Source organism: Pseudomonas fluorescens (assembly GCF_018614655.1).
Lineage (GTDB): Bacteria > Pseudomonadota > Gammaproteobacteria > Pseudomonadales > Pseudomonadaceae > Aquipseudomonas > Aquipseudomonas fluorescens_BX.
Window position 1 is genome coordinate 421,505 of the sequence record NZ_JAGGOG010000003.1, and the last position, 26,864, is coordinate 448,368.

At 54.8% G+C, this 26,864-nt stretch carries 35 protein-coding genes; 2 read left to right on the forward strand and 33 right to left on the reverse strand.

The genetic code is table 11. The features are described 5' to 3' along the window. Positions 1–43: 43 nt before the first annotated feature. Positions 44–511 carry a helix-turn-helix domain-containing protein gene (locus tag J7E41_RS04585; RefSeq protein ID WP_214990472.1) on the forward strand — a complete coding sequence of 156 codons (468 nt, stop codon included), beginning with the start codon at positions 44–46 and terminating at the stop codon, positions 509–511. Positions 512–615: 104 nt separating this feature from the next. On the opposite strand, the gene J7E41_RS04590 is transcribed toward J7E41_RS04585, so the two are convergent. The 8 genes from J7E41_RS04590 to J7E41_RS04625 all read right to left on the reverse strand — a co-directional run bounded on the left by J7E41_RS04590 (position 616) and on the right by J7E41_RS04625 (position 10,562). Then, the gene (locus tag J7E41_RS04590) at positions 616–2,910 is read right to left on the reverse strand and encodes an AAA family ATPase (protein ID WP_214990474.1); all 2,295 of its coding nucleotides are present in this window, start codon (positions 2,908–2,910) and stop codon (positions 616–618) included. Then, positions 2,907–3,347, reverse strand: coding sequence for a VPA1267 family protein (locus tag J7E41_RS04595; RefSeq protein WP_214990476.1), 441 nt, complete (start codon positions 3,345–3,347; stop codon positions 2,907–2,909). Before J7E41_RS04595 ends, J7E41_RS04590 begins: the two co-directional genes overlap by 4 nt. Beyond that, entirely contained in the window at positions 3,347–3,760 is a 414-nt protein-coding gene (locus J7E41_RS04600; protein WP_016982039.1) for a hypothetical protein, read from the reverse strand. Before J7E41_RS04600 ends, J7E41_RS04595 begins: the two co-directional genes overlap by 1 nt. 3 nt (positions 3,761–3,763) lie before the next feature. Next, positions 3,764–5,779, reverse strand: coding sequence for an integrase (locus J7E41_RS04605; protein WP_214990478.1), 2,016 nt, complete (start codon positions 5,777–5,779; stop codon positions 3,764–3,766). After that, entirely contained in the window at positions 5,772–7,292 is a 1,521-nt protein-coding gene (locus J7E41_RS04610; RefSeq protein WP_214990480.1) for a site-specific integrase, read from the reverse strand. The genes J7E41_RS04605 and J7E41_RS04610 overlap by 8 nt, the downstream gene beginning before the upstream one ends. Beyond that, on the reverse strand, positions 7,279–8,499 hold the full coding sequence (locus tag J7E41_RS04615) for a site-specific integrase (RefSeq protein ID WP_214990515.1): 1,221 nt from the start codon (positions 8,497–8,499) through the stop codon (positions 7,279–7,281). Before J7E41_RS04615 ends, J7E41_RS04610 begins: the two co-directional genes overlap by 14 nt. A gap of 143 nt (positions 8,500–8,642) precedes the next feature. Then, positions 8,643–9,158: a single-stranded DNA-binding protein gene (locus J7E41_RS04620; RefSeq protein WP_017849542.1), complete on the reverse strand. Its 516-nt coding sequence runs from the start codon at positions 9,156–9,158 to the stop codon at positions 8,643–8,645. Between the two features lie 9 nt (positions 9,159–9,167). Next, positions 9,168–10,562 carry an MFS transporter gene (locus J7E41_RS04625; protein WP_214990482.1) on the reverse strand — a complete coding sequence of 465 codons (1,395 nt, stop codon included), beginning with the start codon at positions 10,560–10,562 and terminating at the stop codon, positions 9,168–9,170. 178 nt (positions 10,563–10,740) lie between these two features. On the opposite strand from J7E41_RS04625, the gene uvrA reads away from it, so the two are divergent. Further along, complete coding sequence (gene uvrA / locus J7E41_RS04630) at positions 10,741–13,575, forward strand: excinuclease ABC subunit UvrA (RefSeq protein WP_214990484.1); 2,835 nt, start codon at positions 10,741–10,743, stop codon at positions 13,573–13,575. 66 nt (positions 13,576–13,641) lie between these two features. Here the strand turns inward: uvrA and bfr are convergent, their stop codons facing one another. The 25 genes from bfr to rpsS all read right to left on the reverse strand — a co-directional run bounded on the left by bfr (position 13,642) and on the right by rpsS (position 26,855). Then, entirely contained in the window at positions 13,642–14,106 is a 465-nt protein-coding gene (gene bfr, locus J7E41_RS04635; protein WP_071485373.1) for a bacterioferritin, read from the reverse strand. 155 nt (positions 14,107–14,261) lie between these two features. Beyond that, positions 14,262–15,710, reverse strand: a complete 1,449-nt coding sequence (locus J7E41_RS04640) for a catalase (RefSeq protein WP_214990485.1) — start codon at positions 15,708–15,710, stop codon at positions 14,262–14,264. 240 nt (positions 15,711–15,950) lie between these two features. Next, on the reverse strand, positions 15,951–16,337 hold the full coding sequence (gene rplQ, locus J7E41_RS04645) for a 50S ribosomal protein L17 (RefSeq protein ID WP_003176402.1): 387 nt from the start codon (positions 16,335–16,337) through the stop codon (positions 15,951–15,953). Positions 16,338–16,378: 41 nt separating this feature from the next. Then, positions 16,379–17,380 carry a DNA-directed RNA polymerase subunit alpha gene (locus tag J7E41_RS04650; RefSeq protein ID WP_003176403.1) on the reverse strand — a complete coding sequence of 334 codons (1,002 nt, stop codon included), beginning with the start codon at positions 17,378–17,380 and terminating at the stop codon, positions 16,379–16,381. A gap of 22 nt (positions 17,381–17,402) precedes the next feature. Beyond that, positions 17,403–18,023, reverse strand: coding sequence for a 30S ribosomal protein S4 (gene rpsD / locus J7E41_RS04655; protein ID WP_003210056.1), 621 nt, complete (start codon positions 18,021–18,023; stop codon positions 17,403–17,405). Positions 18,024–18,041: 18 nt separating this feature from the next. Next, on the reverse strand, positions 18,042–18,431 hold the full coding sequence (rpsK, locus tag J7E41_RS04660; RefSeq protein ID WP_002555466.1) for a 30S ribosomal protein S11: 390 nt from the start codon (positions 18,429–18,431) through the stop codon (positions 18,042–18,044). A 30-nt stretch (positions 18,432–18,461) separates the two neighbouring features. Beyond that, positions 18,462–18,818 carry a 30S ribosomal protein S13 gene (rpsM, locus tag J7E41_RS04665; RefSeq protein WP_155585076.1) on the reverse strand — a complete coding sequence of 119 codons (357 nt, stop codon included), beginning with the start codon at positions 18,816–18,818 and terminating at the stop codon, positions 18,462–18,464. Between the two features lie 129 nt (positions 18,819–18,947). Further along, entirely contained in the window at positions 18,948–19,064 is a 117-nt protein-coding gene (gene rpmJ / locus J7E41_RS04670; RefSeq protein ID WP_002555468.1) for a 50S ribosomal protein L36, read from the reverse strand. Between the two features lie 27 nt (positions 19,065–19,091). Next, positions 19,092–20,420: a preprotein translocase subunit SecY gene (gene secY, locus J7E41_RS04675; RefSeq protein ID WP_003210064.1), complete on the reverse strand. Its 1,329-nt coding sequence runs from the start codon at positions 20,418–20,420 to the stop codon at positions 19,092–19,094. Beyond that, the gene (gene rplO, locus J7E41_RS04680; protein ID WP_003210066.1) at positions 20,421–20,858 is read right to left on the reverse strand and encodes a 50S ribosomal protein L15; all 438 of its coding nucleotides are present in this window, start codon (positions 20,856–20,858) and stop codon (positions 20,421–20,423) included. Between the two features lie 3 nt (positions 20,859–20,861). Then, the gene (gene rpmD / locus J7E41_RS04685) at positions 20,862–21,038 is read right to left on the reverse strand and encodes a 50S ribosomal protein L30 (protein WP_003186033.1); all 177 of its coding nucleotides are present in this window, start codon (positions 21,036–21,038) and stop codon (positions 20,862–20,864) included. Positions 21,039–21,040: 2 nt separating this feature from the next. Continuing rightward, positions 21,041–21,541, reverse strand: coding sequence for a 30S ribosomal protein S5 (rpsE, locus tag J7E41_RS04690; protein ID WP_003186035.1), 501 nt, complete (start codon positions 21,539–21,541; stop codon positions 21,041–21,043). 3 nt (positions 21,542–21,544) lie between these two features. After that, on the reverse strand, positions 21,545–21,895 hold the full coding sequence (rplR, locus tag J7E41_RS04695; RefSeq protein WP_003186037.1) for a 50S ribosomal protein L18: 351 nt from the start codon (positions 21,893–21,895) through the stop codon (positions 21,545–21,547). Positions 21,896–21,905: 10 nt separating this feature from the next. Further along, positions 21,906–22,439: a 50S ribosomal protein L6 gene (gene rplF / locus J7E41_RS04700; protein ID WP_155585075.1), complete on the reverse strand. Its 534-nt coding sequence runs from the start codon at positions 22,437–22,439 to the stop codon at positions 21,906–21,908. A 12-nt stretch (positions 22,440–22,451) separates the two neighbouring features. Beyond that, positions 22,452–22,844 carry a 30S ribosomal protein S8 gene (rpsH, locus tag J7E41_RS04705; RefSeq protein WP_017848802.1) on the reverse strand — a complete coding sequence of 131 codons (393 nt, stop codon included), beginning with the start codon at positions 22,842–22,844 and terminating at the stop codon, positions 22,452–22,454. A gap of 208 nt (positions 22,845–23,052) precedes the next feature. Beyond that, a complete protein-coding gene (rpsN, locus tag J7E41_RS04710; protein ID WP_003176414.1) occupies positions 23,053–23,358 on the reverse strand; it encodes a 30S ribosomal protein S14 in 306 nt (101 codons plus the stop codon). A gap of 13 nt (positions 23,359–23,371) precedes the next feature. After that, a complete protein-coding gene (gene rplE, locus J7E41_RS04715; protein ID WP_003176415.1) occupies positions 23,372–23,911 on the reverse strand; it encodes a 50S ribosomal protein L5 in 540 nt (179 codons plus the stop codon). A gap of 20 nt (positions 23,912–23,931) precedes the next feature. Next, on the reverse strand, positions 23,932–24,246 hold the full coding sequence (rplX, locus tag J7E41_RS04720; protein ID WP_003176416.1) for a 50S ribosomal protein L24: 315 nt from the start codon (positions 24,244–24,246) through the stop codon (positions 23,932–23,934). Positions 24,247–24,257: 11 nt separating this feature from the next. Continuing rightward, on the reverse strand, positions 24,258–24,626 hold the full coding sequence (gene rplN, locus J7E41_RS04725) for a 50S ribosomal protein L14 (RefSeq protein WP_002555479.1): 369 nt from the start codon (positions 24,624–24,626) through the stop codon (positions 24,258–24,260). A 23-nt stretch (positions 24,627–24,649) separates the two neighbouring features. Next, positions 24,650–24,916, reverse strand: a complete 267-nt coding sequence (gene rpsQ / locus J7E41_RS04730; protein WP_003176419.1) for a 30S ribosomal protein S17 — start codon at positions 24,914–24,916, stop codon at positions 24,650–24,652. Positions 24,917–24,918: 2 nt separating this feature from the next. Beyond that, the gene (rpmC, locus tag J7E41_RS04735; protein ID WP_002555481.1) at positions 24,919–25,110 is read right to left on the reverse strand and encodes a 50S ribosomal protein L29; all 192 of its coding nucleotides are present in this window, start codon (positions 25,108–25,110) and stop codon (positions 24,919–24,921) included. Then, entirely contained in the window at positions 25,110–25,523 is a 414-nt protein-coding gene (rplP, locus tag J7E41_RS04740) for a 50S ribosomal protein L16 (protein ID WP_003232424.1), read from the reverse strand. Before rplP ends, rpmC begins: the two co-directional genes overlap by 1 nt. Before the next feature lie 12 nt (positions 25,524–25,535). After that, on the reverse strand, positions 25,536–26,222 hold the full coding sequence (gene rpsC, locus J7E41_RS04745; protein ID WP_003176422.1) for a 30S ribosomal protein S3: 687 nt from the start codon (positions 26,220–26,222) through the stop codon (positions 25,536–25,538). Between the two features lie 13 nt (positions 26,223–26,235). Next, positions 26,236–26,568, reverse strand: a complete 333-nt coding sequence (gene rplV, locus J7E41_RS04750; RefSeq protein WP_003103908.1) for a 50S ribosomal protein L22 — start codon at positions 26,566–26,568, stop codon at positions 26,236–26,238. Between the two features lie 11 nt (positions 26,569–26,579). Next, on the reverse strand, positions 26,580–26,855 hold the full coding sequence (gene rpsS / locus J7E41_RS04755) for a 30S ribosomal protein S19 (RefSeq protein ID WP_003232420.1): 276 nt from the start codon (positions 26,853–26,855) through the stop codon (positions 26,580–26,582). Between the last annotated feature and the right edge of the window lie 9 nt (positions 26,856–26,864).

Here is a 26,864-nt window from a genome sequence, read left to right on the forward strand (position 1 = left end):
AAGCAAACGCGGCATACCGTCCGATTTGTGGAGGACGGTTCAGATGTCACTACGAAGGGCGTATGCAGCAGTGCTGCAACTGGTTAGAGCGCGCCGTGGCTTATCACAGCACGACATAGCCGTGACAGTGACGCAATCTCATATCAGCCAACTCGAAGCACTCAAGACATCTGCGACCCTGGAAGTCAGTCAGGAGCTAGCTTCGGCGCTGAATCTGCATCCGATATCGTTTCTAACCTTGGTTCAAGCAGCACAAGACCAAAAGTCAGCGCGCGACATACTGGAAGAGGCCCTTCAGGAATTGGAGGCCATGGCTCTTTTGGATGAGCACCTCCCTCTAGCCCCCCAAAAATTGCGTCCGCCTCAGACCGAGGATGCCGCGAAAAAATGGGAGGCTGTACAGGCACTGAAGAGCAAAGGACATACACAGGCGGAAGCAGTGCGGATGCTGGGAATACCAAGATCGACTGTTGGAAGACATTGGTACAGGAAAAATGATGCTTCCCAGTGAGCCGCCAGCGCATGCCCTGGTTAGCTGATTGAGAAATTCTCTATGGCTCTCCAGCTGTGGCAGAGGCCCGGATAGCCGACCTTATTCGGAGAATACCTAAACGGTTAAGCCGCACTCGAAGCCTGACAAACGATAGGTAGCCCTTCCAGCATGGATCGCAAACCAACCTTCCGAGAGAAGGCGGTAGGGGGACGTGCGATAGCTTCCTTCACCACCTCTAAGTCGCCAACCAAAATGACTTGTGTCTGAGCTCTGGTGACTGCGGTGTAGACGAATGTCCTGTCCAGGATGCGTGATTTGCGGACAGGGATGATCACCCGCTTGAACTGAGAGCCCTGCCCTTTGTGGACAGTGATCGCATAAGCGTACTGCATTGCGTCGATGTCAGTATCCAGCACGTAGTGCTCAACACCTTCATAGATAGCCAAGCCTAGGGCAATCCGGATGACAGGTTCATCCTCGTCGCCCAAGTTCACCTTGCGGGGCTGATCGTAAACATCAATGAGTTTTCCGAGCGATCCGTTCTGGAGATTTCGATCCCAGTCATTGGCCGTGTACATCAGCAAGTCGCCCACACAGAATCCCGTGTCTTCAACTTCTTGTGTATCTGGGTTTTCCGCCATGAGCTTCCGACCGTGGTCTGCGTATTTGCCGTGACAGAAACGGTTGATCGTCTCCACCCCGGCAAAACGGCATGACTTTGTAGCACCAAGGATCTGGGTGTTCTGCGGATCCTGCTCGTAGAGCTTCAGCACCGTAGCAATGATCTGATCATCAGCGCACGGGAGGAATACTACTTCTCCTGCCTCGTCAGAAGAGAACGCCGGCAACTCACCCTTCCGGATCATCCGCGATGCTCCGGGGATAGCTGAATCCTTGGCCTGACGCTTGACCTCGGTCAGTTCAGTCATGGGGATCGTGCCAAGCTCGCAAAGGACGTGAAGCACTAAACCTGCACCAATGGGCGGTAACTGATACGGGTCGCCGACAAGGATCAATTGCGACTCTGGGGGTAGCTTCTGTACCAGGCGATAGAAGGTCATGAGATCTAGCATCGAGGCTTCATCCACGACGATGATTGGCGCCGCACCCATTTCCTTATCCATCACCTTCCTCAAAAAGCCAGCAATTGTTGTTGCATCACCACTGGTGGCTTCAATCATCCGTGCCGTCGCTCGACCTGACAGAGCCATCTGATACCGAGGACGACCCGTTGTGTCGAGTGCTTTGTACAGTGCCTTCAGGACAGTGGTTTTACCTACACCGGCTCCGCCTGTGATGATGCTAAAGCGGTTTAAGAAGGAGGTTTCTACGGCAGACCGCTGAGCGTCGTTTAGGCTGAATTCCGGAATCCCCAAATGTCCCCGTTCTAGTTCTTCAAAATGGTTGATAAGGGCGGGCAAATCCGTAGCAAAAAGCTGGGGCTGTAACACAGGTGTGGATACCAAGGCACCGATAAACTCCGCACACCGTCGCTCCATGAGCCAGGTTCCAGGCGCATACAGCACCACGTCGCCATCAACACCTTCGCGACATACGAACTGGCCGGTCTCGGAACCTTTCAGTAGCGCTTGTGCCAATGCAGTGGAAGGCGCTGCGTGTGGTCTGATTAGCGCGCTGACGGAAGTCTGCAGGTCATTGAGGGTGCTGCATGTGTGGCCTTTCTCTGATACCCGATAAAGAGACTCCTCAAGCGCGGCTGCTAGCCTACGCGGGTCATCGAGTGAGACGCCGAACTTCGAGCGGGCGATGTCGTCCACCTGTTGCCAAACGCCGCTGAAACTCAAAAGACGGTATGGATCATTCGTCAGCGCAGATATGGTGTTTTTCTTGTGGAACCGAATTGCCTTGCGAGCAAGCTCGAGGGGAATTGCTTTTTCCTGGACGAATTTCAGGGTCTTAGCATCTCCATCCTCTGCCCACCGTTGGAACATGCCTGTGCGCACATCAAGGGACGGGATAATCGTCTCGATTGATCCATGGTCGGCTTGGTCGAGGGCAGAGTAAAGACGCTCTCCCAGGGCATCCCAAAGCTTCGTGGCCTTGACCTCACGGATCCCCTTAACGTTATCAGCCAGCCATTGGATGACTTGCGACCCGCTAGGGCGAACCAACCGGAGATCTTGTACGTCGACGGTGGTTTCATTTACGACGAATGCGCCATGCTCACGGCGAATGACGGTGACCTCGCCATACGCCTCAAATATCCCGCCTACGGCGATGTCGGACAGCTTCGCGATCTCTGGCGCGATCCTGAGCACTACTGGACTCGCACGATCATTGATGCCCCGGTCAATGTCCATACGATGCCCGAACGCGATACATCCCTTACGATTCGCCGAACGTATGCTGGTAATGCGCACGGTCAAGCTGATGAGTACAGGAGAAATAGCATTCATCTAGGCATTCTCCCTGTCTCTTCCAGAAACTCGGTCATCAGGGTGTATCGACCAAGCATCCCCTTTGCGGCGAGCAACTCAGCACGCAGAGCCGCGTTTTCCTGCTCCAGAGAGTTCAGACGTTGGCTATCAACCTTGCGCTGCTTGCCATCACGATCCCTAATTGGCGCCTGCTCCTTTTCGCTCTTGGGAACCGTTGAAGTCAGAGATGGAAGCACCCCGCTCGCTCTCAGCCCTACCTCCAAGTTTTCGAGAGCGGCACGTATAGCGGGATTCTGAACCAGTGCGCTTTTACCGAACCCACACTCAGCCGCAATCTCGGAACGCTTGAGCTTGTCCCGATATACATACTCACGAAAGTCATCGTCCTGCTTGGAAGTCGACCAGGCGAGGAATGCGGCATAGTTCTCTTCAGCGATTTGCTGCCCGCTAGCCATCAGGATTTCCCTTCCGAAGAGTCGCGATCAACGAAAGGCAGTGGCGCATCAAGCTTGTCTTCGGACACGTTGAATTTATGGGCGTTGTACTGCCACCGCATGAAGCGCTCCAAGAGTCGCGCGTTCTCACGCTCCAGCCGATTGTTCTCGGCTTCAAGCCGCCGAATCCGCTGCTCGGCGATACTCAAACTCGCCGGGCGTTTCGTGGAAACGAACCCTGACTTCAGCCTGGCCTTATGGTGAGTGAACGCGCTCTTGATCTTCTCGTGCGAATTCAGGGTTTGCCGAGTAGGCCGCGTCCCTATCAACGGCTCAATAGCATCGCAGAGCGCCTCCCAGGCAAACTTTCCCTCCCAGCCGTCAATCAGGCTGACAATCAGATCTAGGTCTTTTGGACTCAAATGCTTTGCCATGGCTTACATCCCCATCAACGCACGGAGCTCGTCCATATCCGGCTCTTCTTTTTTGGGAGCAGGTAGGCTTGGCGCAGTTGACCGGGCGGCAATAGCACGCTTCAGCGGGCTGAACTCCTGGTCATTGCTCAACCGGATGATGGTGCCGTCAGGAGTGTCCTTCGACTCCAAAATCTCGATCAGTTGATCAGCCCGTTCCAGGGTTTTGATCTGATGCTGACTCCAGCGGTCGGCACCGAAGATACCGTCTTCGTTCGCCGCCTGAGCCTTGCCAAGCTGAAGGCGGATACTGTCACGATGGCTTTTTAGTCTTTCGAGCTTGTTGGCATCCCCTTTGACGCAGACTTGCTCAGTGCAGTTCAGGCAGTCACGGTGCTTCTGACACGGCAGCATTGAATAGTCATGGACGCAGAAGCCGAAAATTGTGATGTGGGCAATCCCCTCCCCCATGGCGTCGAGGTCAGCCAACGTTACTGGTGTGTTCTCCCTGATCTTGGTCAAAGCGACACCAATCCCCGCTTCCCTGGCCATCTCGACGTGCTCATCGGCTGTCATATGGTTATAGGTAGCGTTCTGGTGGATGTTGGCTCGCCCTGACCATTTGGCGATGTCCAACTGGCCTAGGCTGCCGCGCTGAGCCAGCGTATTCAGGTAGTGGCGAACTTGGTGAGATCCCATAGAAATAGGGGTTCCATCAGGGTTTTTGTAGCCATTCCTCTCCCAAATGCTGCGTTCCTGACCATCGATGTAGTTGATGTCCGTTGTGAACGTACTCTTCCCCGGAGACCAGACAATGATCGGTCGTGCCGGATAGTCCATCCTCAGTTCGTTTTGCCTGAAACAGCAGAGCGCCTCGGAATACTTGATGTGCCGCTCTTTGTTGAGCCACGGCCACCCCTTCGGCAGCTTGCTGTGCATGAAGCCGTTCAGAAACCGCAATGTGACGTACCCGTTCTCTGCATAAAAGGCCGGAAATGGTTTGTAGGATTTCATTCCCGCTTTCAGCCTAACGGTAGCTACGGACGCTACGTCACTCGGATCTAACCCCAGAGCAAGGCATGCTTGGGTGTCAGTTAGAGGGTGATCTTCACCAACGTTAGGGCAGCTTTCATGGCGATAGAACTTGTCCGGATTGCTTTCAAGCCACTTCGCGAGCATGCGCCCAGGCTCCGACATTTCTGTGAGACGGCGAACCGCTTCCTCAGCGGTTTGCATCAGAACAGTAGGAAGCCATTTAATATCAGATTCATACCCCTTCCCAGCGTAAAACCTGAGCCCGAGACGCTCTACGCCTTTGCTGTCGGTCTCCCGGTGCAGGCAGTTAAGGGGAAGGTCTTGTACTTCGCTAATGCGAGATGGAGCGCACATGCATAGCGCAAAGATTGACGTAGTGAAGCGATCTCGCACTCCCTGAAGGTCATTGCTGAACATCTCCGCCATTGCCTCGAGCGTTCGCTCTGGAGGCATTTTGTCCTCGCGCCGTTGCTTGGCGACGGAATCAGTACGATGAATCTCCTTAGGTTTTTTAACCGGGTTCCTCCAGGAAATTGGTGCTGGGATGATTCGGCTTTCATTCAGGAATTCAACGAGCTTCACCAAGCTGCTGCCCGCTTGATAGGAACTTGCGTTGTAAGAAAACGCTACCTTGGCGGCTTCATCCAAGACACTGATATCGGTCTGCGTGATGTCAGCACAGCCTTTGATTTCAAGCAAAGCAGCTTCAACGCAGCGAATGGCCTTGAACTCATTCTTCAGCTTGTTAGGGTTATGGCCTTGCTGATAACGAACGTATGCCTTGGCGAATGGAATGATGCCTGCGTCCAGAAGCTGCGCTTCGCTATAACCACGAGACGGAGCACCCTTTTTTGTGAAGTTGCCTACGCCTGGCCACGCGTGGCTGTACCAATCCAGATCGGCACCAAACACTGTAAGCCTGTCCCGGCACATGACGATGAACTCATCAAGGTTGTGCCGACTGGCAGCCTGGGCCTTCGGAACAAACTGAAAGATGTTAGACATTGGCGAGATCGCTCTTCATGGCGTTGCAACGAGTTACTACATCACTGACTGCAAGAATGAGTCGGTCATTGACGGATGCGATCTTCAGGTCACCTGTGCCTTCATAGACGCTGTCACGCTCAAGAATTAGCTGATCTAAGACATCCTCATGAGGGCCATCCAGCCAAGGCTGAAAATGCGAACAGGTGTAACAGGCGATTGGGGCCAAAGCTCCACAAAACCCATAGCTCCCGCAGCTACCGACGTTGCCACCTGCACTGCAGATCCTGCTTGAACGGTCACCCCCACGGCGAGCCTTGGCTTCATCAACGACAAGGACGCCTTGGAACGCTTGCGCAAGTGGAGCCAACTGCAGCGCTACAGCTTTATCGATGCGCTCAACGATCTCGGGAATGTTCCTCACGTAGACGCCGGCATTTTGGATGTCGGAGTGATCAAGCGCTTGCGCGATAATGTATTCGCCCCTGCCCTCCCTCGCGAGGTTGGTTCCGAGGGTGTAGCGGAAGCGGTATGGATTGATGTTGGTGTAAGCGCCAGTTCGGTGACTGATAACGGCGATCACCTCTTTAACTCTCGACATTGAGTTACCGATCTCAATCACGCGGGCATGCAAAAAATCTCCTGCCAATTGCGCCTGAAGATCTTTGTTCACATCGTAATGTTTGATGGCAGGAAACAGTGGCAGCTCGGGAACAAGATTCTGCTGCATAGTCCCACCGCACAGATCAGAAAAAGCTGATTTGACATAGCCTGCCTGCTCCTGAAGAAGCGTCCACAAATCCTCAACAACTTCAAACTTTGAAAACGACTGACGCCATCCCTGGTGCTTTTGCTTACCACGCGGAAAATTGATGAAGTAACGCTGCCCAACAGGGATAAGGTCTTTAATCTTCAACGCTGCAATTTGAGCTGGGCGCCTGCCAGTCATAGCTAAAATCATTGAGAAGCAAGTTTCTCGCAAATCGAGTTCTCCGAATGCATAACAATCAAGCACACCTGAGACGATGCCCTCCATCTCAATATCTGTGAGCGGCCCGTTTTCTGGACACATCGACTGTACTGCGTAACCTTTTTCGTTCCCTTTGATTCTCCAGCCCTCCATCATTTTCAAGGTGTCGGCGGAGGCACCAGGATATCCAAGGCTGACCCATGTGCGAATGAATGCACGCATAGAGCTCAGCTCCCACTCAGCATCAGCTATCTGTGAGCGATAGGAAATCATCGATTCCAGGCTGAATAGCGGGAGAGCATGAGTTGCTTCAAAATAAGATCTGAACCGGCGGTACAGTGCCATCGTGTACTGCGCTGAACAGGTCTCTCCATAGATGGCCAGAACCTGCTTAAATGTGCGCTTTAAATCATCATCCAGCCATGTGGGAAGAGTGTTGAGGAAGAATCCGATATCTTTACTCAGCCTCCAATGACTCGCATATACATCCACCTCATGGCCATCTTTGGAGACAAACGAAGTGCGCTCATACCGAGCTAGGACTGCATTATTATTCATGATCATCAGATGATTTCCCCAAGTGCTTTTTTTGCAATCCCATCACAGCCTTTCCAGCCTCTTCCTTGATATGGCGCTTGTTATAAATTGACGCAGTACCAGAAGTCTCACTCCACCCCATCAAGTAAGAGCGGAGCTTCTGTTCTCGCTCTGGGGTTATGCCGTCTTCATCGCATTTCCTCGAAAATATGTAGTTCCAATGGTGCCGAAGGGCATGGGTATGCAGGCCAGAAAATTCATCGGCTAGAGTCGACAGAGTTGCAATAAATTTTCCGAAGCCAGAATTAGAAAGCGGCCAGCCCACAGTTCTTCCTGAACGATGAATCACAAAAAGATATCCATGCTTACGAGCACCTGGAATCTTGTTGCGGAATTTGGCGATGTACTCATGGATTCGCTGCATGAGCTCAGGGATCAGAGGAAATGTACGCTCCCGCGTCTTAGCGACCGGCTGATAAGTTCTCGGATCGCCAACAGAGTCTGCTCGTCGCACGATCTTGACCGTGTTTTGCGCAAAATCGAAGTCTTCAGTTCTGAGGTTCAGCAGTTCTCCACGCCGCATCCCGGTGAGACGAAGAATTGTGAACATCAATGCGTTCCGAAATTGAAGGCCAACGTCGGCAACCGGGTTGGATTCGCTGCCTGGCTTGAGAACTTCTTCAACCGTATCCAAAACGGCGTCATCCAGATGGGAATCAGATCTGCCTTCTTCAGTCTGATCGCCAATCTTCGGTCGATTTGCTTTGATCTGAGCCACCATGGCATCAATTTCCTGCGCGCTGGTCGCTGTTACTGGGTGCAGTCTGCCCGCAAGAAATCCGACGTACCCAGCGATAACAGTCATTCGGTTGTACTGATTGTCCTTGGCGACCCTTCTTTGACGACCTTTGAGGGCGACGACCTTCTTTTCCTTTGGCCACATATCTTCCAGAGGCTTTTGCATGAAGTCCCGCAACGAATGGATCTCATGACGGCAAAGTAGCTCGCTCCGCTTAAAACGCGACTCCAGATCATGGCCGTAGTAATCCTGCCAGGCGCACATCGCCTTGAGCGCCGATAGCGCGTTATTGATCGTGTTAATGGAAAGCGAGCCCCCACGCATCTCTGCAGTCACGTACAGCGCGGGGTAATAAAGCGGCATGCCGGTGTCATCGACGAGGATTGAAAACCTCTCTCCCGACTCCCCCTGAAACCTTCTAATTGCCAATTGCATACCCACCTCGAATTCATTACGTAAATTCAAGGTATGAGCCTAGCTAAAACACGTCAACTTATTTTTTACACCCCGAAAACGAGAAAGCCCCCGCAATGCGGGGGCTTTCAGAGGAAACCTTACAAAAAAGTCTCTACGGCTCCTCAGAACGGAATATCGTCATCAAAGCTGTCGAAGTCTGCTGCCGGCTGCGGTGCGGCCTGCTGTGGCGCTGGACGCGACTCACGCTGTGGCTGCTGGCTTGGCTGCGGACGGGACTGCTGTGGACGCGGAGCCGAGTTGGACATACCGCCCTGGCCCTGTTGGTCGCCCTGTGGACGGCCGCCCAGCAGTTGCATGGTGCCTTGCATGTCGACCACGATTTCGGTGGTGTAACGCTTGATACCGTCTTTTTCCCACTCGCGGGTCTGCAGCTTGCCCTCGATGTAAACCTGCGAACCTTTGCGCAGGTACTCACCGGCGATCTCGGCAACCTTGCCGAACATCGACACACGGTGCCATTCGGTTTTCTCGACCTTCTGGCCGGTTTGCTTGTCGGTCCACTGTTCGCTGGTCGCCAGACTCAGGTTGGTCACGGCGTTACCGTTAGGCAAGTAGCGAACTTCGGGATCCTGGCCGCAAGTACCGACCAATATGACTTTGTTAACCCCACGGGCCATAACGTTCTCCTAGGCTGGGCGCGCTGTCGGCACTGGGTTGACCAGTTGCTCAAGCGTCGCGCGATCCAATAATTCGGTGTCCAATTTGATGTAAATGGCGGCTTCTTCAGCCACCACGACTGCATCCGTTACCCCAACGACGGCCTTCAGGCGCTCTACCAGACCAGCTTCACGAATCGCTTCGGGCGATAACGGCAGGCGCAGGCTTGTGACGTAAGGAGGTTCGCGCATGGTAACAGCAAAGGCTAGCCAAAGTGCAGCCAGCCCGGCGCATCCAAGGAACACAACCGACAAACCGCCATGCTGGAACATCCAGCCGCCCATGATCCCGCCCAGCGCCGAACCGAGGAACTGGCTGGTGGAATACACCCCCATCGCCGTGCCCTTGCCGCCGGCCGGTGAAACTTTACTGATCAGCGAAGGCAACGAGGCCTCCAGCAGGTTGAACGCGGTGAAAAACACCACCGTGCCGATTACCAGCGCCCGCAGGCTATCGCCGAACTGCCAGAAGAATAGCTCAGTGAGCATCAGTGTCGCGACGGCGCCCAACAGAACTCGTTTCATTTTGCGTTTCTTTTCGCCATAGATGATGAACGGGATCATGGCGAAGAACGAAATCAGCAACGCGGTGAGGTACACCCACCAGTGCTGCTCCTTGGGCAACCCGGCTTTTTGCACCAGGGCCAGGGGCAAGGCAACGAAGCTGCACATCAGCATGGCGTGCAATACGAAGATACCTAAATCCAGGCGCAGCAGGTCTGGATGCTTGAGGGTTGGCAGTAATGCTTGCCGAGCCACACCCGATTCACGATGCTGAAGCGGCCCGGTGGAGTGCGGCACCATAAAGGCAACGACCAGGATGCCGAACAATGCCATACCGCCGGTGGCCAGGAACAAGCCGTGCAAGCCAAACGCGCGGGTCAGCAGCGGGCCGACCACCATCGCCACCGCGAACGACAGTCCAATGGTCATGCCGATCATTGCCATGGCTTTGGTACGGTGTTGTTCACGAGTCAGGTCAGAAAGCAGTGCCATGACCGCCGCGGAAATTGCCCCGGCGCCTTGCAGGACACGTCCTGCGATCACGCCCCAGATCGAATCGGCATTGGCAGCCAACACACTGCCGAGGGCAAAGACGATCAGCCCCAGGTAAATAACGGGGCGGCGGCCGATGCGGTCGGAAATGACCCCGAACGGAATCTGGAAAACCGCCTGGGTCAGGCCGTAGGCGCCAATCGCCAGGCCGATCAGTGCGGGGGTCGCGCCTGCGAGATCCATTCCATAGGTCGCCAGGACCGGCAACACCATAAACATGCCAAGCATACGGAAGGCGAACACCAGGGCCAGACCGCTTGCCGCGCGGGTCTCGCTGCCACTCATGCGTTCGCTGTGGGGATCGTGCATGGAAAAACCTCATGTGAACCGGCGGCGATTCTACCAGTCCCATCGATTGAGAGGGTATATGCGGCGCTTTGCCGCGCAGCTTTCATCTAAGGCTGCATCCGGCCATTTGACAGTGTATATTCATCCAGTCTTTAGCCGTATACTCCTGCATTATTTACGCCCGCCGTGCGAGGCCATCTTGGACAAGATCCTGATTCGTGGGGCTCGAACCCACAACCTGAAGAACATCGACCTGACCCTGCCCCGGGACAAACTGATCGTCATCACCGGCTTGTCCGGGTCCGGTAAGTCGTCCCTGGCCTTTGACACGCTGTATGCCGAAGGCCAGCGTCGTTATGTGGAATCGCTGTCGGCCTACGCCCGGCAGTTCCTGTCGATGATGGAAAAGCCCGACGTCGACACCATTGAAGGCCTGTCGCCGGCAATTTCCATCGAGCAGAAATCGACGTCCCACAACCCGCGCTCTACCGTGGGCACCATTACCGAGATCTACGACTACCTGCGCCTGCTGTACGCTCGCGTGGGTATTCCGCGCTGCCCGGATCACGACATCCCGCTGGAAGCCCAGACCGTCAGCCAGATGGTCGACCTGGTGCTGACCCAGCCGGAAGGCGCCAAACTAATGCTGCTGGCCCCGGTGATTCGCGAGCGCAAGGGCGAACACCTTTCCGTTTTTGAAGAGTTACGTGCCCAGGGTTTCGTCCGCGCACGAATCAACGGCAAGCTCTACGAGTTGGACGAAGCGCCCAAGCTCGACAAGCAGAAGAAGCACTCCATTGACGTAGTGGTCGACCGTTTCAAGGTGCGCGCCGACCTGCAACAACGTCTGGCTGAGTCGTTCGAGACCGCATTGAAGCTGGCAGACGGCATCGCCTTGGTGGCGCCGATGGACGACGAGCCGGGCGAAGAAATCATCTTCTCCGCACGCTTCGCCTGCCCGATTTGCGGCCATGCCATCAGCGAGCTGGAGCCCAAGCTGTTCTCCTTCAACAATCCGGCCGGCGCCTGTCCGACCTGCGATGGCCTGGGCGTGAAGCAGTTCTTCGATATCAAGCGCCTGGTCAATGGCGACCTGACGCTGGCAGAGGGTGCGATCCGTGGCTGGGACAGGCGCAATGTCTATTACTTCCAGATGCTCGGCTCCCTGGCATCGCACTATAAGTTCAGCCTGGAAGTGCCGTTCAACGAGCTGCCGGCCGAGCAACAGAAAGTCATCCTGCACGGCAGCGGCTCGCAGAACGTCGACTTCAAGTACCTGAACGATCGTGGCGATATCGTCAAACGCTCCCACCCGTTCGAAGGCATCGTGCCGAACCTGGAACGTCGCTACCGCGAAACCGAGTCGGCCAGTGTGCGCGAAGAACTGGCCAAGTTCCTCAGCACCCAGCCATGCCCGGATTGCCGTGGCACCCGCCTGCGTCGCGAGGCGCGTCATGTATGGGTGGGCGAGAAAACACTGCCGGCGGTGACCAACCTGCCGATTGGCGATGCCTGCGAATACTTTGGCACGCTGAAGCTGACCGGGCGCCGCGGTGAGATTGCCGACAAGATCCTCAAGGAGATCCGTGAGCGCCTGCAGTTCCTGGTCAACGTCGGCCTCGACTATCTGTCGCTGGACCGTAGCGCGGACACCCTTTCCGGTGGCGAGGCCCAGCGGATTCGCCTGGCCAGCCAGATTGGCGCCGGATTGGTGGGGGTGTTGTACATCCTTGATGAACCGTCCATTGGCCTGCATCAACGGGATAACGACCGCCTTCTTGGCACGCTGAAACACCTGCGTGACATCGGCAACACGGTGATCGTGGTTGAGCACGATGAAGACGCGATTCGCTTGGCGGACTACGTGGTCGATATTGGGCCCGGTGCGGGCGTGCATGGTGGGCATATTGTTGCTGAGGGCACGCCGGCCGAAGTCATGGCGCACCCTGACTCGCTCACCGGCAAGTACCTGTCTGGACGGGTGAAGATTGCCGTGCCGGCCAAGCGGACTCCGCGCAACAAGAAGATGGCGCTGCACCTCAAGGGCGCGCGCGGCAACAATCTACGCAATGTCGACCTTGAGATCCCGCTGGGACTACTGACCTGCGTGACCGGCGTATCCGGTTCCGGCAAATCGACGCTGATCAACAACACGCTATTTCCCCTTAGCGCCACCGCGCTGAATGGTGCAACCACCCTGGAAGCTGCTGCACACGACAGCATCAAGGGCCTGGAGCTTCTGGACAAGGTGGTCGATATTGACCAGAGCCCGATTGGTCGCACGCCGCGCTCCAACCCGGCGACCTATACCGGGCTGTTCACCCCTATTCGTGAGCTTTTCGCTGGCGTGCCGGAGTCTCGCTCCCGTGGCTACGGTCCTGGACGGTTCTCCTTCAACCTCAAGGGTGGCCGCTGCGAGGCGTGTCAGGGCGACGGCTTGATCAAGGTGGAGATGCACTTTCTGCCGGATATCTACGTGCCGTGCGATGTATGCAAGAGCAAGCGCTACAACCGTGAGACCCTGGAGATCAAGTACAAGGGCAAGAACATCCATGAAACCCTTGAGATGACCATCGAGGAAGCGCGGGTGTTCTTTGACGCGGTCCCTGCATTGGCGCGCAAGCTGCAAACGTTGATGGATGTCGGCTTGTCGTACATCAAGCTGGGACAATCGGCGACAACTCTGTCCGGCGGTGAAGCGCAGCGAGTGAAACTGTCTCGCGAGCTGTCCAAGCGCGACACCGGCAAGACCCTGTATATCCTCGATGAGCCGACCACCGGTCTGCACTTCGCCGATATCCAGCAATTGCTGGATGTTCTGCATCGCTTGCGTGACCACGGCAACACTGTGGTGGTGATCGAGCACAACCTGGACGTGATCAAGACCGCCGACTGGTTGGTGGATCTTGGGCCGGAAGGCGGCTCCAAGGGCGGGCAGATCATTGCGGTGGGTACGCCGGAACAGGTGTCCGAGATGCCGCAGTCTCATACCGGGTACTACTTGAAACCGTTGTTGGCTCGCGACAAGGCCTGATTCCAGGCCCAATGAAAAGCCCCTGTCACCGATGAAGTGACAGGGGCTTTTTTGTAGCTGGCGGAATCAGAACTGCGATTGCAGGTAATTCTCCAGGCCGATCAGCTTGATCAGGCCCAACTGCTTTTCCAGCCAGTAGGTGTGATCTTCTTCGGTGTCGGCCAGCTGTACGCGCAGTATTTCGCGAGTGACGTAGTCGTTGTGCTGCTCGCAGAGCTCGATGCCCTTGCAGAGCGCGGCACGGACCTTGTATTCGAGGCGCAAATCACTGGCGAGCATCTCAGGCACCGTGGTGCCTGTATCCAGGTCGTCGGGACGCATACGTGGCGTGCCTTCGAGCATCAGGATACGGCGCATCAGCGCATCGGCGTGCTGAGCCTCTTCTTCCATTTCGTGGTTGATACGCTCATAGAGCTCAGTAAAGCCCCAATCCTCGTACATCCGCGAGTGAATGAAATATTGATCACGAGCCGCCAGTTCGCCCGTCAGCAACGTGTTGAGGTAATCGATTACGTCGGGGTGACCTTGCATCGCCCTACATCTCCCTGCTTTAAAGACTGTAGTTTGAACCATGATGACTCGGAGGTCACGGGATCAACGGCAGAAAAGTGAAGATTTTCTGAGAAAAGTGGCTTAAATAACGCAAAAACCGCCCAAATGAGGGCGGTTCTGCTTATCACTTAGAGTTAGTTAAGCGATACACCCAGTGCCTTTGCGATTCCCTCTCCATAAGCAGGGTCCGCCTTGACGAAATGCTGCAACTGGCGCTGAACCACATCGCTGGAAACTCCAGCCATAGCGCCGGCAATATTGTTGATCAGCAGGGTTTTCTGCTCATCATTCATCAGACGGAACAGCGCACCGGCATGGCTGTAGTAGTCGGTGTCTTCGCGGTGATCATAACGATCAGCGGCGCCACTCAAGGCCAATGGAGGCTCGGCGTACTGCGGATCCTGCTTGGGCGCATCAGCGTAGCTGTTGGGCTCATAGTTGGGCGCTGCCCCACCGTTGCTGCCAAACGCCATGGAACCATCACGCTGGTAGCTGTTAACCGGGCTACGTGGCGCATTCACCGGCAGGTGCTGGTGGTTAGTGCCGATACGGTAGCGGTGGGCATCCGCATAGGCGAACACGCGGCCTTGCAGCATGCGGTCTGGCGACAGACCAACACCTGGAACCATATTGCTTGGCCCAAACGCTGCTTGCTCAACTTCCGCAAAGTAGTTCAGCGGGTTGCGGTTCAACTCCAGTTCACCCACTTCGATCAATGGAAACTCTTTCTGCGACCAGGTCTTGGTCACGTCGAAGGGGTTCTCGAAATGAGCGTTAGCCTGAGCTTCGGTCATGATCTGGATGCACACTCGCCATTTCGGGAAGTCCCCGCGCTCAATGGCGCCAAACAGGTCGCGTTGAGCGTAATCTGGATCGGTACCGGCCAGGCGTGCAGCGTCAGCAGGCGCCAGGTTCTTGATCCCTTGTTTGGTTTTGTAGTGCCACTTCACCCAATGCCGCTCGCCCTTGGCGTTGATAAGGCTGTAGGTGTGGCTGCCGAAGCCATGCATATGGCGATAGCCGTCTGGAATGCCGCGGTCCGAAAACAGGATGGTGACCTGGTGCAGCGCCTCAGGAGAGTGCGACCAGAAGTCCCACATCATCTGCGCGCTTTTCAGGTTGCTTTGTGGCAGGCGTTTTTGGGTATGGATAAAGTCAGGGAACTTCAGCGGGTCACGAATGAAGAACACCGGGGTGTTGTTGCCAACAATGTCCCAGTTGCCTTCTTCAGTGTAGAACTTCAAAGCGAAGCCCCGTGGGTCGCGCTCAGTATCCGCCGAACCACGTTCGCCACCCACGGTGGAAAAACGCAGGAAAGTCGGGGTCTGCTTACCCACGGACTCGAACAACTTGGCGCTGGTGTACTGAGTAATGTCTTTAGAGACGGTGAATGTACCGTAAGCACCCGAGCCTTTGGCGTGAACGCGACGCTCAGGGATGTTTTCACGGTTGAAGTGGGCAAGCTTCTCGATCAAGTGAAAATCGTCGAGCAGCAACGGGCCACGAGGGCCGGCGGAACGGGAGTTCTGGTTATCAGCAACAGGAGCGCCGCTGGCGGTGGTAAGCGTTTTATTCTGGCTCATGCTCAATCTTCCTCAGTCAGTCTTGGAACTGCCGGCTAATCGGCTTGGAGGGAGTATTGACCATCAGGATGAAGCCTACAAATTCATAAAATTGCACGCTTCAATAGAAAAAAACTACCAAATGCTCCCTCTCTATAGCACCAGTATCGACATAGAGGGAAACGACATAAATAGGATTTGTCCTACTTTATAAACAAAAAACCGGGCACTAGGCCCGGTTCTTCGTTTCAGACTGACGTCTTACTCGGCGGATACAGCTTCGCCAGCAGTAGCACGATCAACCAACTCGACGTACGCCATAGGCGCGTTGTCGCCAGCGCGGAAACCGCACTTGAGGATGCGCAGGTAGCCACCCTCACGGGTAGCATAACGCTTGCCCAGGTCGTTGAAGAGCTTACCAACGATAGCTTTCGAACGAGTACGGTCGAAAGCCAGACGGCGGTTAGCCAGGCTGTCTGTCTTGGCCAAAGTAATCAGCGGCTCAGCAACGCGACGCAGTTCTTTAGCTTTCGGCAGTGTAGTTTTGATCAGCTCGTGCTCGAACAGCGACACCGCCATGTTTTGAAACATGGCCTTGCGGTGCGAGCTGGTACGGCTCAGGTGACGACCACTTTTACGATGACGCATGGTTCATTCCTTACCAAACTCACGTTCGGTGATTACGACGATCAGGCAGTCGCCTTGTCGTCCTTCTTAAGACTTGCAGGCGGCCAGTTGTCGAGGCGCATGCCGAGGGACAGACCGCGGGAGGCCAGAACGTCCTTGATTTCAGTCAAGGATTTCTTGCCCAGGTTCGGAGTCTTCAACAGTTCTACTTCGGTACGCTGAATCAGGTCACCGATGTAGTAAATGTTTTCCGCCTTAAGGCAGTTAGCCGAACGTACAGTCAGTTCCAGATCGTCAACCGGGCGAAGCAGGATCGGATCGATCTCGTCTTCCTGCTCGATTACCACTGGTTCGCTGTCACCTTTGAGGTCGACGAACGCAGCCAACTGCTGTTGCAGAATGGTTGCAGCGCGGCGGATAGCCTCTTCAGGATCCAGAGTACCGTTGGTTTCCAGATCAATAACCAGCTTGTCCAGGTTAGTACGCTGCTCGACACGGGCGTTTTCCACCACGTATGCGATACGGCGAACCGGGCTGAACGAAGAGTCAAGCTGCAAGCGACCAATGCTGCGGCTTTCGTCTTCATCGCTCTGACGCGAGTCGGCCGGTTCATAACCACGACCACGAGCTACAGTGAGCTTCATGTTCAGGGCGCCGTTAGACGCCAGGTTAGCGATTACGTGATCGGGGTTAACGATCTCGACATCATGATCCAGCTGAATATCGGCAGCGGTAACCACCCCCGAACCCTTCTTCGACAAGGTCAGCGTAACTTCGTCACGACCGTGCAGCTTGATAGCCAGACCTTTAAGGTTCAACAGGATTTCAATTACGTCTTCCTGTACACCTTCGATGGCGCTGTACTCGTGGAGCACACCGTCAATCTCGGCCTCGACTACTGCACAGCCGGGCATTGAGGACAACAGGATGCGGCGCAGCGCGTTGCCCAGGGTGTGGCCAAAACCACGCTCGAGAGGCTCGAGAGTGATCTTGGCGCGGGTTGGACTGACAACCTGCACATCAATGTGGCGGGGTGTCAGGAACTCATTTACCGAAATCTGCATGGATGCACCTATTTTCTAGCCCTTACTTGGAGTAGAGCTCGACAATCAGGCTTTCGTTGATGTCGGCGGACAGATCACTGCGAGCAGGAACGTTCTTGAAAACGCCCGACTTCTTCTCAGTGTCTACTTCTACCCATTCTACGCGGCCACGTTGGGCACACAGATCGAGAGCTTGGACAATGCGAAGTTGGTTTTTTGCTTTCTCGCGAATCGCGACCACGTCACCAGCACGAACCTGGTAAGACGGGACGTTAACGGTTTGACCGTTTACGCTAACGGATTTGTGCGATACCAGCTGACGGGATTCGGCACGAGTCGAACCAAAGCCCATACGGTATACAACGTTGTCCAGACGGCATTCGAGCAGTTGCAGCAGGTTTTCACCGGTTGCACCTTTCTTGCCAGCAGCTTCTTTGTAGTAGCCGCTGAATTGACGCTCGAGAACGCCGTAGATACGACGGACCTTCTGCTTTTCACGCAGTTGGGTGCCGTAATCGGACTGGCGACCGCGGCGTTGGCCGTGGATACCAGGTGCTGCTTCGATGTTGCACTTCGATTCGATCGCGCGCACGCCGCTCTTCAGAAAGAGATCGGTGCCTTCACGACGAGCGAGTTTGCATTTTGGACCAATGTAACGAGCCATTCTTTACAATCTCCTGGATTACACGCGGCGCTTCTTCGGCGGACGGCACCCGTTGTGCGGGATTGGCGTCACGTCGGTGATGCTGGCGATCTTATAGCCACAGCCGTTCAATGCACGGACAGCAGACTCACGACCTGGACCTGGACCTTTGACGTTGACGTCGAGGTTTTTCAGGCCATATTCCAGCGCAGCTTGACCAGCACGTTCAGCAGCTACTTGAGCAGCAAACGGAGTGGACTTGCGGGAACCGCGGAAACCCGAACCACCGGAGGTAGCCCAAGAAAGCGCGTTACCTTGACGGTCGGTGATGGTCACGATTGTGTTGTTAAAAGATGCATGGATGTGGGCGATGCCATCAACCACTGTCTTTTTAACTTTTTTACGAGGACGAGCAGCAGGTTTTGCCATGATTAATTTCCTGTCGATTCGCGTGGGCGATTACTTGCGGATCGGCTTACGCGGACCTTTACGGGTACGCGCGTTAGTCTTGGTACGCTGACCGCGCACTGGAAGACCACGACGATGACGCAGACCACGGTAGCAACCGAGGTCCATCAAACGCTTGATTTTCATGTTGATTTCGCGACGCAGATCACCTTCAGTGGTGAACTTCGCCACTTCGCCACGCAACAGCTCAATCTGCTCGTCGCTCAGATCTTTGATCTTTGCGGCTGGGTTGACCCCAGTGACTGCGCAAATTTTCTGCGCAGTAGTGCGACCAACACCATAGATGTAGGTCAGCGAGATAACAGTGTGCTTGTTATCTGGAATGTTAACGCCTGCAATACGGGCCATTCAGTGGGACTCCAATTGACAGCTACCTACGCCCCGGAAGCCAAGAAATAGGGCGCGAGATAATATCGCTGTAATAACAAATAATCAACCCGGCAGCGCACTAGCTGCCGGGCTTCAAGCGGATCACACTCAGCCTTGGCGCTGTTTGTGACGCGGTTCCGCGCTGCAAATTACTCGAACAACACCTTCGCGGCGAATAATCTTGCAGTTACGGCACAGCTTTTTCACCGATGCACGAACTTTCATCACCAACTCCTCGAACCTTATGGGTACTCAGCGCAACATGCCGCTGCCGTAACCCTTCAGGTTGGCTTTCTTCATCAGGGATTCGTACTGGTGCGAAACGAGGTGCGATTGTACTTGGGACATGAAGTCCATCACAACCACGACCACGATCAGCAACGAGGTCCCGCCAAGGTAGAACGGAACGTTTGCTGCAACCACCAGGAACTGGGGCAACAAGCACACGGCCGTCATATATAGAGCACCGAACATGGTCAAGCGAGTCAGAACGCCATCAATGTAGCGCGCAGACTGCTCACCTGGACGGATGCCCGGAATAAAGGCACCGGACTTCTTCAGGTTTTCCGCTACGTCTTTCGGATTGAACATCAACGCCGTATAGAAGAAGCAGAAGAAAATAATCCCTGCACTAAACAGCAGAATATTCAACGGCTGACCAGGAGCGATCGACTGCGAGATGTCCTGCAACCAGCCCATACCTTCAGACTGACCGAACCAGGCACCCAACGAAGCCGGAAACAGCAAAATGCTGCTCGCGAAGATAGCAGGAATAACCCCGGCCATATTCACTTTCAGCGGCAAGTGGCTGGTCTGCGCGGCAAAAACCTTACGGCCCTGCTGACGCTTGGCGTAGTGAACAGCAATACGACGCTGACCACGCTCAATGAACACCACAAAACCGATAATCGCTACTGCCAGCAAACCGATGGCAACCAGGGCGAAGATATTGATATCACCCTGACGTGCAGACTCGAAAGACTGCCCAATCGCTCTCGGAAGACCGGCGACGATACCTGCGAAAATCAACATCGAGATACCGTTACCAACACCACGCTCAGTAATCTGCTCACCCAGCCACATCATGAACATCGCACCAGCCACAAATGTGGATACTGCGACGAAATGGAAGCCAAAGTCACCAGTGAACGCAACACCCTGCCCCGCCAGACCAACGGACATGCCGATAGCCTGAACCAAGGCAAGGATGACAGTGCCGTAGCGGGTGTACTGGCTTATCTTGCGACGGCCAGCTTCACCTTCCTTCTTCAACTGCTCCAACTGCGGGCTGACGGCGGTCATCAGTTGCATGATGATCGATGCCGAAATGTACGGCATGATCCCCAGTGCAAAAATGCTCATCCGTTCCAGCGCGCCGCCGGAAAACATGTTGAACAAGCTAAGAATGGTCCCCTCATTCTGTCGAAACAGGTCTGCGAGTCGGTCCGGGTTGATACCTGGAACCGGGATGTGTGCGCCTATTCGGTAGACGATAATCGCCAGGAACAGAAAACGCAGACGAGCCCAAAGTTCAGACATACCGCCTTTGCCGAGCGCTGAGAGAGCACCTTGCTTAGCCATTTATTCCTCGAACTTGCCGCCAGCTGCTTCGATAGCCGAACGCGCACCTTTGGTGGCGCCGATTCCCTTGCCGATAGTGACAGCGCGAGTCACTTCACCGGACAGCATGATTTTCACACGCTGTACGTTGACGTTGATCACGTTGGCATCTTTCAGGGTCTGCACGGTAACGATGTCGCCTTCCACTTTAGCCAGCTCGGACAGACGCACTTCTGCGCGGTCCATGGCCTTCAGGGAAACGAAACCGAACTTCGGCAGGCGACGGTGCAGCGGCTGTTGACCGCCTTCAAAGCCTGGAGCAATCGTGCCACCGGAGCGGGAGGACTGACCTTTGTGACCACGGCCACCAGTCTTGCCCAAACCACTACCGATACCACGGCCCGGACGATGCTTTTCGCGACGGGAACCCGGCGCTGGACTCAGATCATTGAGTTTCATCGATTAACCCTCGACACGCAGCATGTAGTAAGCCTTGTTGATCATCCCGCGATTCTCGGGAGTATCAAGTACTTCTACAGTGTGACCGATGCGACGCAGACCCAGACCCTTAACGCACAATTTGTGGTTAGGGATGCGGCCGGTCATGCTTTTGATCAGCGTTACTTTAACGGTAGCCATGATCAGAAGATCTCCTTGACGCTTTTGCCACGCTTGGCGGCAATGGATTCAGGAGACTGCATAGCCTTCAAACCTTTAAAAGTGGCGTGAACCACGTTTACCGGGTTAGTCGAGCCGTAGCACTTGGCCAGAACGTTCTGAACGCCAGCAACCTCGAGGACAGCACGCATAGCGCCGCCAGCGATGATACCGGTACCTTCAGAAGCAGGCTGCATGTACACCTTCGAAGCGCCATGGGCGGACTTCATTGCGTACTGCAGAGTGGTGCCGTTCAGATCAACTTGGATCATGTTGCGACGAGCAGCTTCCATTGCCTTCTGGATCGCAGCAGGCACTTCACGTGACTTGCCACGGCCGAAGCCAACACGCCCTTTACCATCACCTACCACGGTCAACGCGGTGAAAGTGAAGATACGGCCGCCTTTAACGGTTTTGGCTACGCGGTTAACTTGAACCAGCTTCTCAATGTAGCCTTCGTCGCGCTTTTGGTCGTTATTTGACATAACTTAGAACTCCAGCCCAGCTTCACGAGCAGCATCAGCCAGCGCCTTGACGCGACCGTGGTACTTGAAGCCAGAGCGGTCGAAAGCCACCTGCGAGACGCCAGCGGCTTTAGCACGCGTAGCGACCAGCTGGCCAACCTTAGTGGCCGCGTCGATGTTGCCAGTGGCACCATCACGCAGTTCTTTATCCAAAGTCGAGGCGCTTGCCAGGACTTTGTTGCCGTCGGCCGAGATGACCTGGGCGTAGATGTGCTGCGACGAGCGGAACACGCAGAGACGCACGACTTCGAGTTCGTGCATTTTCAGGCGTGCTTTGCGAGCGCGACGCAGTCGAGTAACTTTTTTGTCGGTCATTTGCTATGCCCTACTTCTTCTTGGCTTCTTTACGACGGACGACTTCGTCCGCGTAGCGCACACCTTTGCCTTTGTACGGCTCTGGTGGACGGAAGTCGCGGATCTCAGCGGCCACCTGACCTACCAGCTGCTTATCAATACCCTTGATCAGGATATCGGTTTGGCTAGGGGTCTCAGCGGTGATGCCTTCCGGCAGTTCGTAATCCACTGGGTGCGAGAAGCCAAGGGCCAGGTTCAAAACCGTGCCTTTTGCTTGCGCTTTGTAACCAACACCGACCAGCTGGAGCTTACGCTCGAAGCCTTGGCTTACGCCTTGGACCATGTTGTTTACCAACGCACGAGTGGTACCGGCCATTGCGCGAGTTTGTTGATCGCCATTGCGAGCAGCGAAACGCAGCTCACCAGCTTCTTCAACGATCTCAACGGACGAATGGATGTTCAGTTCTAGAGTACCCTTGGCACCCTTCACCGAAAGCTGGCCACCTGCGAATTTGACTTCGACACCGGCTGGCAGCTTAACGGGGTTCTTAGCGACGCGTGACATGCTTATCCCCCCTTAGAACACTGTGCAAAGAACTTCGCCGCCGACACCGGCAGCGCGCGCAGCACGATCCGTCATCACACCTTTATTGGTGGAGACGATAGACACACCGAGACCGCCACGAACTTTCGGCAGATCTTCGACGGACTTGTACTGACGCAGGCCTGGACGGCTAACGCGCTTCACTTCCTCGATGACCGGACGGCCTTCGAAGTACTTCAGCTCGATGGACAGCAGAGGTTTGATTTCGCTGCTGATCTGATAACCCGCAATGTAGCCTTCGTCTTTCAGGACTTTGGCAACAGCTACCTTCAACGTGGAAGATGGCATGCTTACGACGGACTTTTCAGCCATCTGGGCATTACGGATACGAGTTAGCATGTCCGCTAACGGGTCCTGCATACTCATGGCTAGACGCTCCTAATACAAAAAAATTAGCCTTGCGGCCATTACGTGTCGCCGAGAATCTCCGAGCATAAAATACACGGGCTCAGGCGAGCCGCGTATTTTAGACACACTCCGGAAATGAAACAAGCCCCAAAAGGGGCTTGTTCCAGATTCAAGGCCACCGGTGGTCAGTATCTTGCGATCCTGACCACCGAGACTTCGAAAGTACTTACCAGCTGGCTTTAACCAGACCTGGTACGTCACCACGCATTGCCGCTTCACGCAATTTGTTACGACCGAGGCCGAACTTGCGGTAAACGCCGTGTGGACGACCGGTCAGGCGGCAGCGGTTACGCATGCGCGAAGCGCTTGCGTCACGTGGCTGCTTCTGCAGAGCAACTGTAGCTTCCCAACGCGCTTCTGGACTTGCGTTCAGATCAACGATGATAGCTTTCAGTGCTGCACGCTTCTTGGCGTACTTGGCAACCGTGAGCTGACGCTTCAGCTCGCGGTTTTTCATGCTCATCTTGGCCATTTTCCTACTCCAATCAGTTGCGGAACGGGAATTTGAAAGCACGCAGCAGTGCGCGACCTTCATCATCGTTCTTGGCAGTGGTGGTCAGGGTAATGTCCAGACCGCGGAGAGCATCGATCTTGTCGTAGTCGATTTCCGGGAAGATGATCTGCTCTTTAACGCCCATGCTGTAGTTACCACGACCATCGAAGGACTTGGCATTCAGGCCGCGGAAGTCGCGAACCCGAGGCAGGGAGATCGACAGCAGACGATCCAGGAACTCGTACATACGCTCACGGCGCAGAGTCACTTTGACGCCGATCGGCCAACCTTCACGGACTTTAAAGCCAGCGATGGATTTCCGAGCGTAAGTCACAACGACTTTTTGACCGGTGATCTTTTCCAGGTCCGCAACAGCGTGCTCGATGACTTTTTTATCACCGACCGCTTCGCCCAGACCCATGTTCAGGGTGATTTTGGTAACGCGTGGAACTTCCATCACGTTCGAAAGCTTAAGTTCTTCCTTAAGCTTCGGTGCGATTTCTTTCCAGTAAATCTCTTTTAGTCGTGCCATGGTCTTCTACCTAGCAGTGTTCAAGCATCAACCGCTTTTTGGGTCGACTTGAAGACACGAATTTTCTTGCCATCTTCTACTTTGAAACCAACGCGGTCAGCCTTGTTGGTTTCGCCGTTGAAAATGGCGACGTTAGAAGCGTCCAGTGGAGCTTCTTTTTCGACGATACCGCCTTGTACGCCCGACATCGGGTTAGGCTTGGTATGGCGCTTAACCAGGTTCAGACCGCCAATAACCAGACGGTTATTTGCGAGAACCTTAAGCACCTTACCGCGCTTACCTTTGTCTTTGCCGGCGATCACGATGATCTCGTCGTCACGACGAATCTTTTGCATGTCGGATCTCCTTACAGCACTTCTGGGGCGAGCGAGACGATCTTCATGAACTTCTCAGTACGAAGTTCACGGGTCACTGGCCCAAAGATACGGGTGCCGATCGGCTCTTGCTTGTTGTTCAGAAGAACAGCAGCGTTGCCATCAAAGCGGATAATGGAGCCATCTGCACGGCGTACGCCGTGACGAGTGCGGACTACAACAGCAGTCATCACTTGGCCTTTTTTCACTTTACCGCGAGGAATTGCTTCCTTCACGGTAACTTTGATGATGTCACCGATACCAGCGTAACGACGATGGGAGCCACCCAGCACCTTGATGCACATAACACGGCGAGCGCCGCTGTTATCGGCCACATCGAGCATGGATTGAGTCTGAATCATATAATTTCTCCGACCCCTAGTCCTTAGACTTCCACAGCGCGTTCGAGAACATCAACCAGTGCCCAAGACTTGGTCTTGGCCAGCGGACGAGTTTCACGAATAGTGACTTTGTCGCCGATGTGGCACTGATTGGTTTCGTCGTGCGCGTGCAGCTTAGTCGAACGCTTAACATATTTACCGTAGATCGGGTGCTTAACGCGACGCTCGATCAAAACGGTGATGGTTTTGTCCATCTTGTCGCTGACAACACGGCCAGTCAGCGTACGGACAGTCTTTTCGGCTTCAGCCATGATCACTTACCTGCCTGCTGGTTGAGCACAGTCTTCACGCGAGCAATGTCACGCTTAACTTGCGAGAGCAGATGAGACTGCCCCAACTGGCCAGTTGCTTTCTGCATACGCAGATTGAACTGGTCGCGCAGCAGGCCGAGCAGTTGCTCGTTCAGCTGCTGTGCGGATTTTTCACGAAGTTCATTCGCTTTCATCACATCACCGTCCGTTTAACAAAGGCGGTGGCGAGCGGCAGCTTTGCAGCAGCCAGGGCAAAAGCCTCACGCGCCAGCTCTTCAGTTACACCCTCGATTTCATACAGGACTTTGCCTGGCTGAATCTGGGCTACCCAGTATTCCACGTTACCCTTACCTTTACCCATACGAACTTCGAGGGGCTTTTTGGAGATCGGCTTGTCCGGGAATACACGGATCCAGATCTTGCCGCCACGTTTAACGTGACGGGTCAGTGCACGACGCGCTGACTCGATCTGACGAGCGGTGAGACGACCACGAGCTACAGACTTCAGCGCGAACTCGCCGAAGCTGACTTTGCTACCGCGCTGAGCCAGACCACGGTTGTGGCCTGTCATCTGCTTGCGGAACTTCGTACGCTTTGGTTGCAACATTTGGCGTACCCCTTACTTAGCAGCTTTTTTACGAGGCGCTGGTGCTTGTGGTTTCAGTTCTTCTTGGCGACCACCAATTACTTCGCCTTTGAAGATCCAAACCTTTACACCGATCACACCGTAAGTGGTGTGAGCTTCGTAGTTGGCATAGTCGATGTCGGCACGCAGGGTGTGCAGTGGCACACGACCTTCGCGATACCATTCAGTACGTGCGATTTCAGCACCGCCGAGACGACCGCTCACTTGGATTTTGATGCCTTTGGCACCAATGCGCATGGCGTTCTGTACAGCGCGCTTCATAGCGCGACGGAACATTACGCGACGCTCCAGCTGCTGAGCTACGCTCTGCGCAACCAGCATACCGTCGAGCTCCGGCTTGCGGATCTCTTCGATATTGATGTGCACAGGCACACCCATTTGCTTGGTCAGGTCCTGACGCAGTTTCTCAACATCTTCACCTTTCTTCCCGATAACGATACCTGGACGAGCGGTGTGGATGGTGATACGTGCAGTTTGCGCCGGACGATGGATATCGATACGGCTTACGGACGCGCTTTTTAGTTTGTCTTGGAGATACTCTCGCACCTTCAGATCAGCGAACAAATAGTCCGCATAAGTCCGACCGTCTGCGTACCAGACGGAGGTGTGCTCCTTGACGATTCCCAGGCGAATGCCAATGGGATGTACTTTCTGACCCATCTCTTCGACTCCGTTACTTGTCAGCAACCTTGACAGTGATATGGCAAGACCGCTTGACGATGCGATCAGCACGGCCTTTGGCACGCGGCATGATACGCTTCAGCGAACGCCCTTCGTTGACGAAAACGGTGCTGACCTTCAGGTCATCAACGTCTGCGCCTTCGTTATGCTCGGCGTTGGCTACGGCCGACTCCAGCACTTTCTTCATGATCTCGGCGGCTTTCTTACTGCTGAAAGCCAACAGGTTGAGCGCTTCGCCCACCTTCTTCCCGCGGATCTGGTCGGCGACCAAGCGGGCTTTCTGGGCGGAGATTCGAGCGCCCGACAACTTAGCGGCTACTTCCATTTCCTAACCCCTTAACGCTTGGCTTTCTTGTCTGCCACGTGCCCACGATAAGTGCGGGTACCGGCAAACTCGCCTAGTTTGTGGCCGACCATGTCTTCGTTCACGAGAACTGGGACGTGCAAGCGACCGTTGTGTACAGCGATGGTCAAACCGACCATTTGTGGCAGGATCATAGAACGGCGCGACCAGGTCTTAACTGGTTTGCGATCGTTCTTTTCCGCCGCCACTTCGATCTTCTTCAGTAGGTGAAGATCAATAAAAGGACCTTTTTTCAGAGAACGTGGCACTGTCGTATC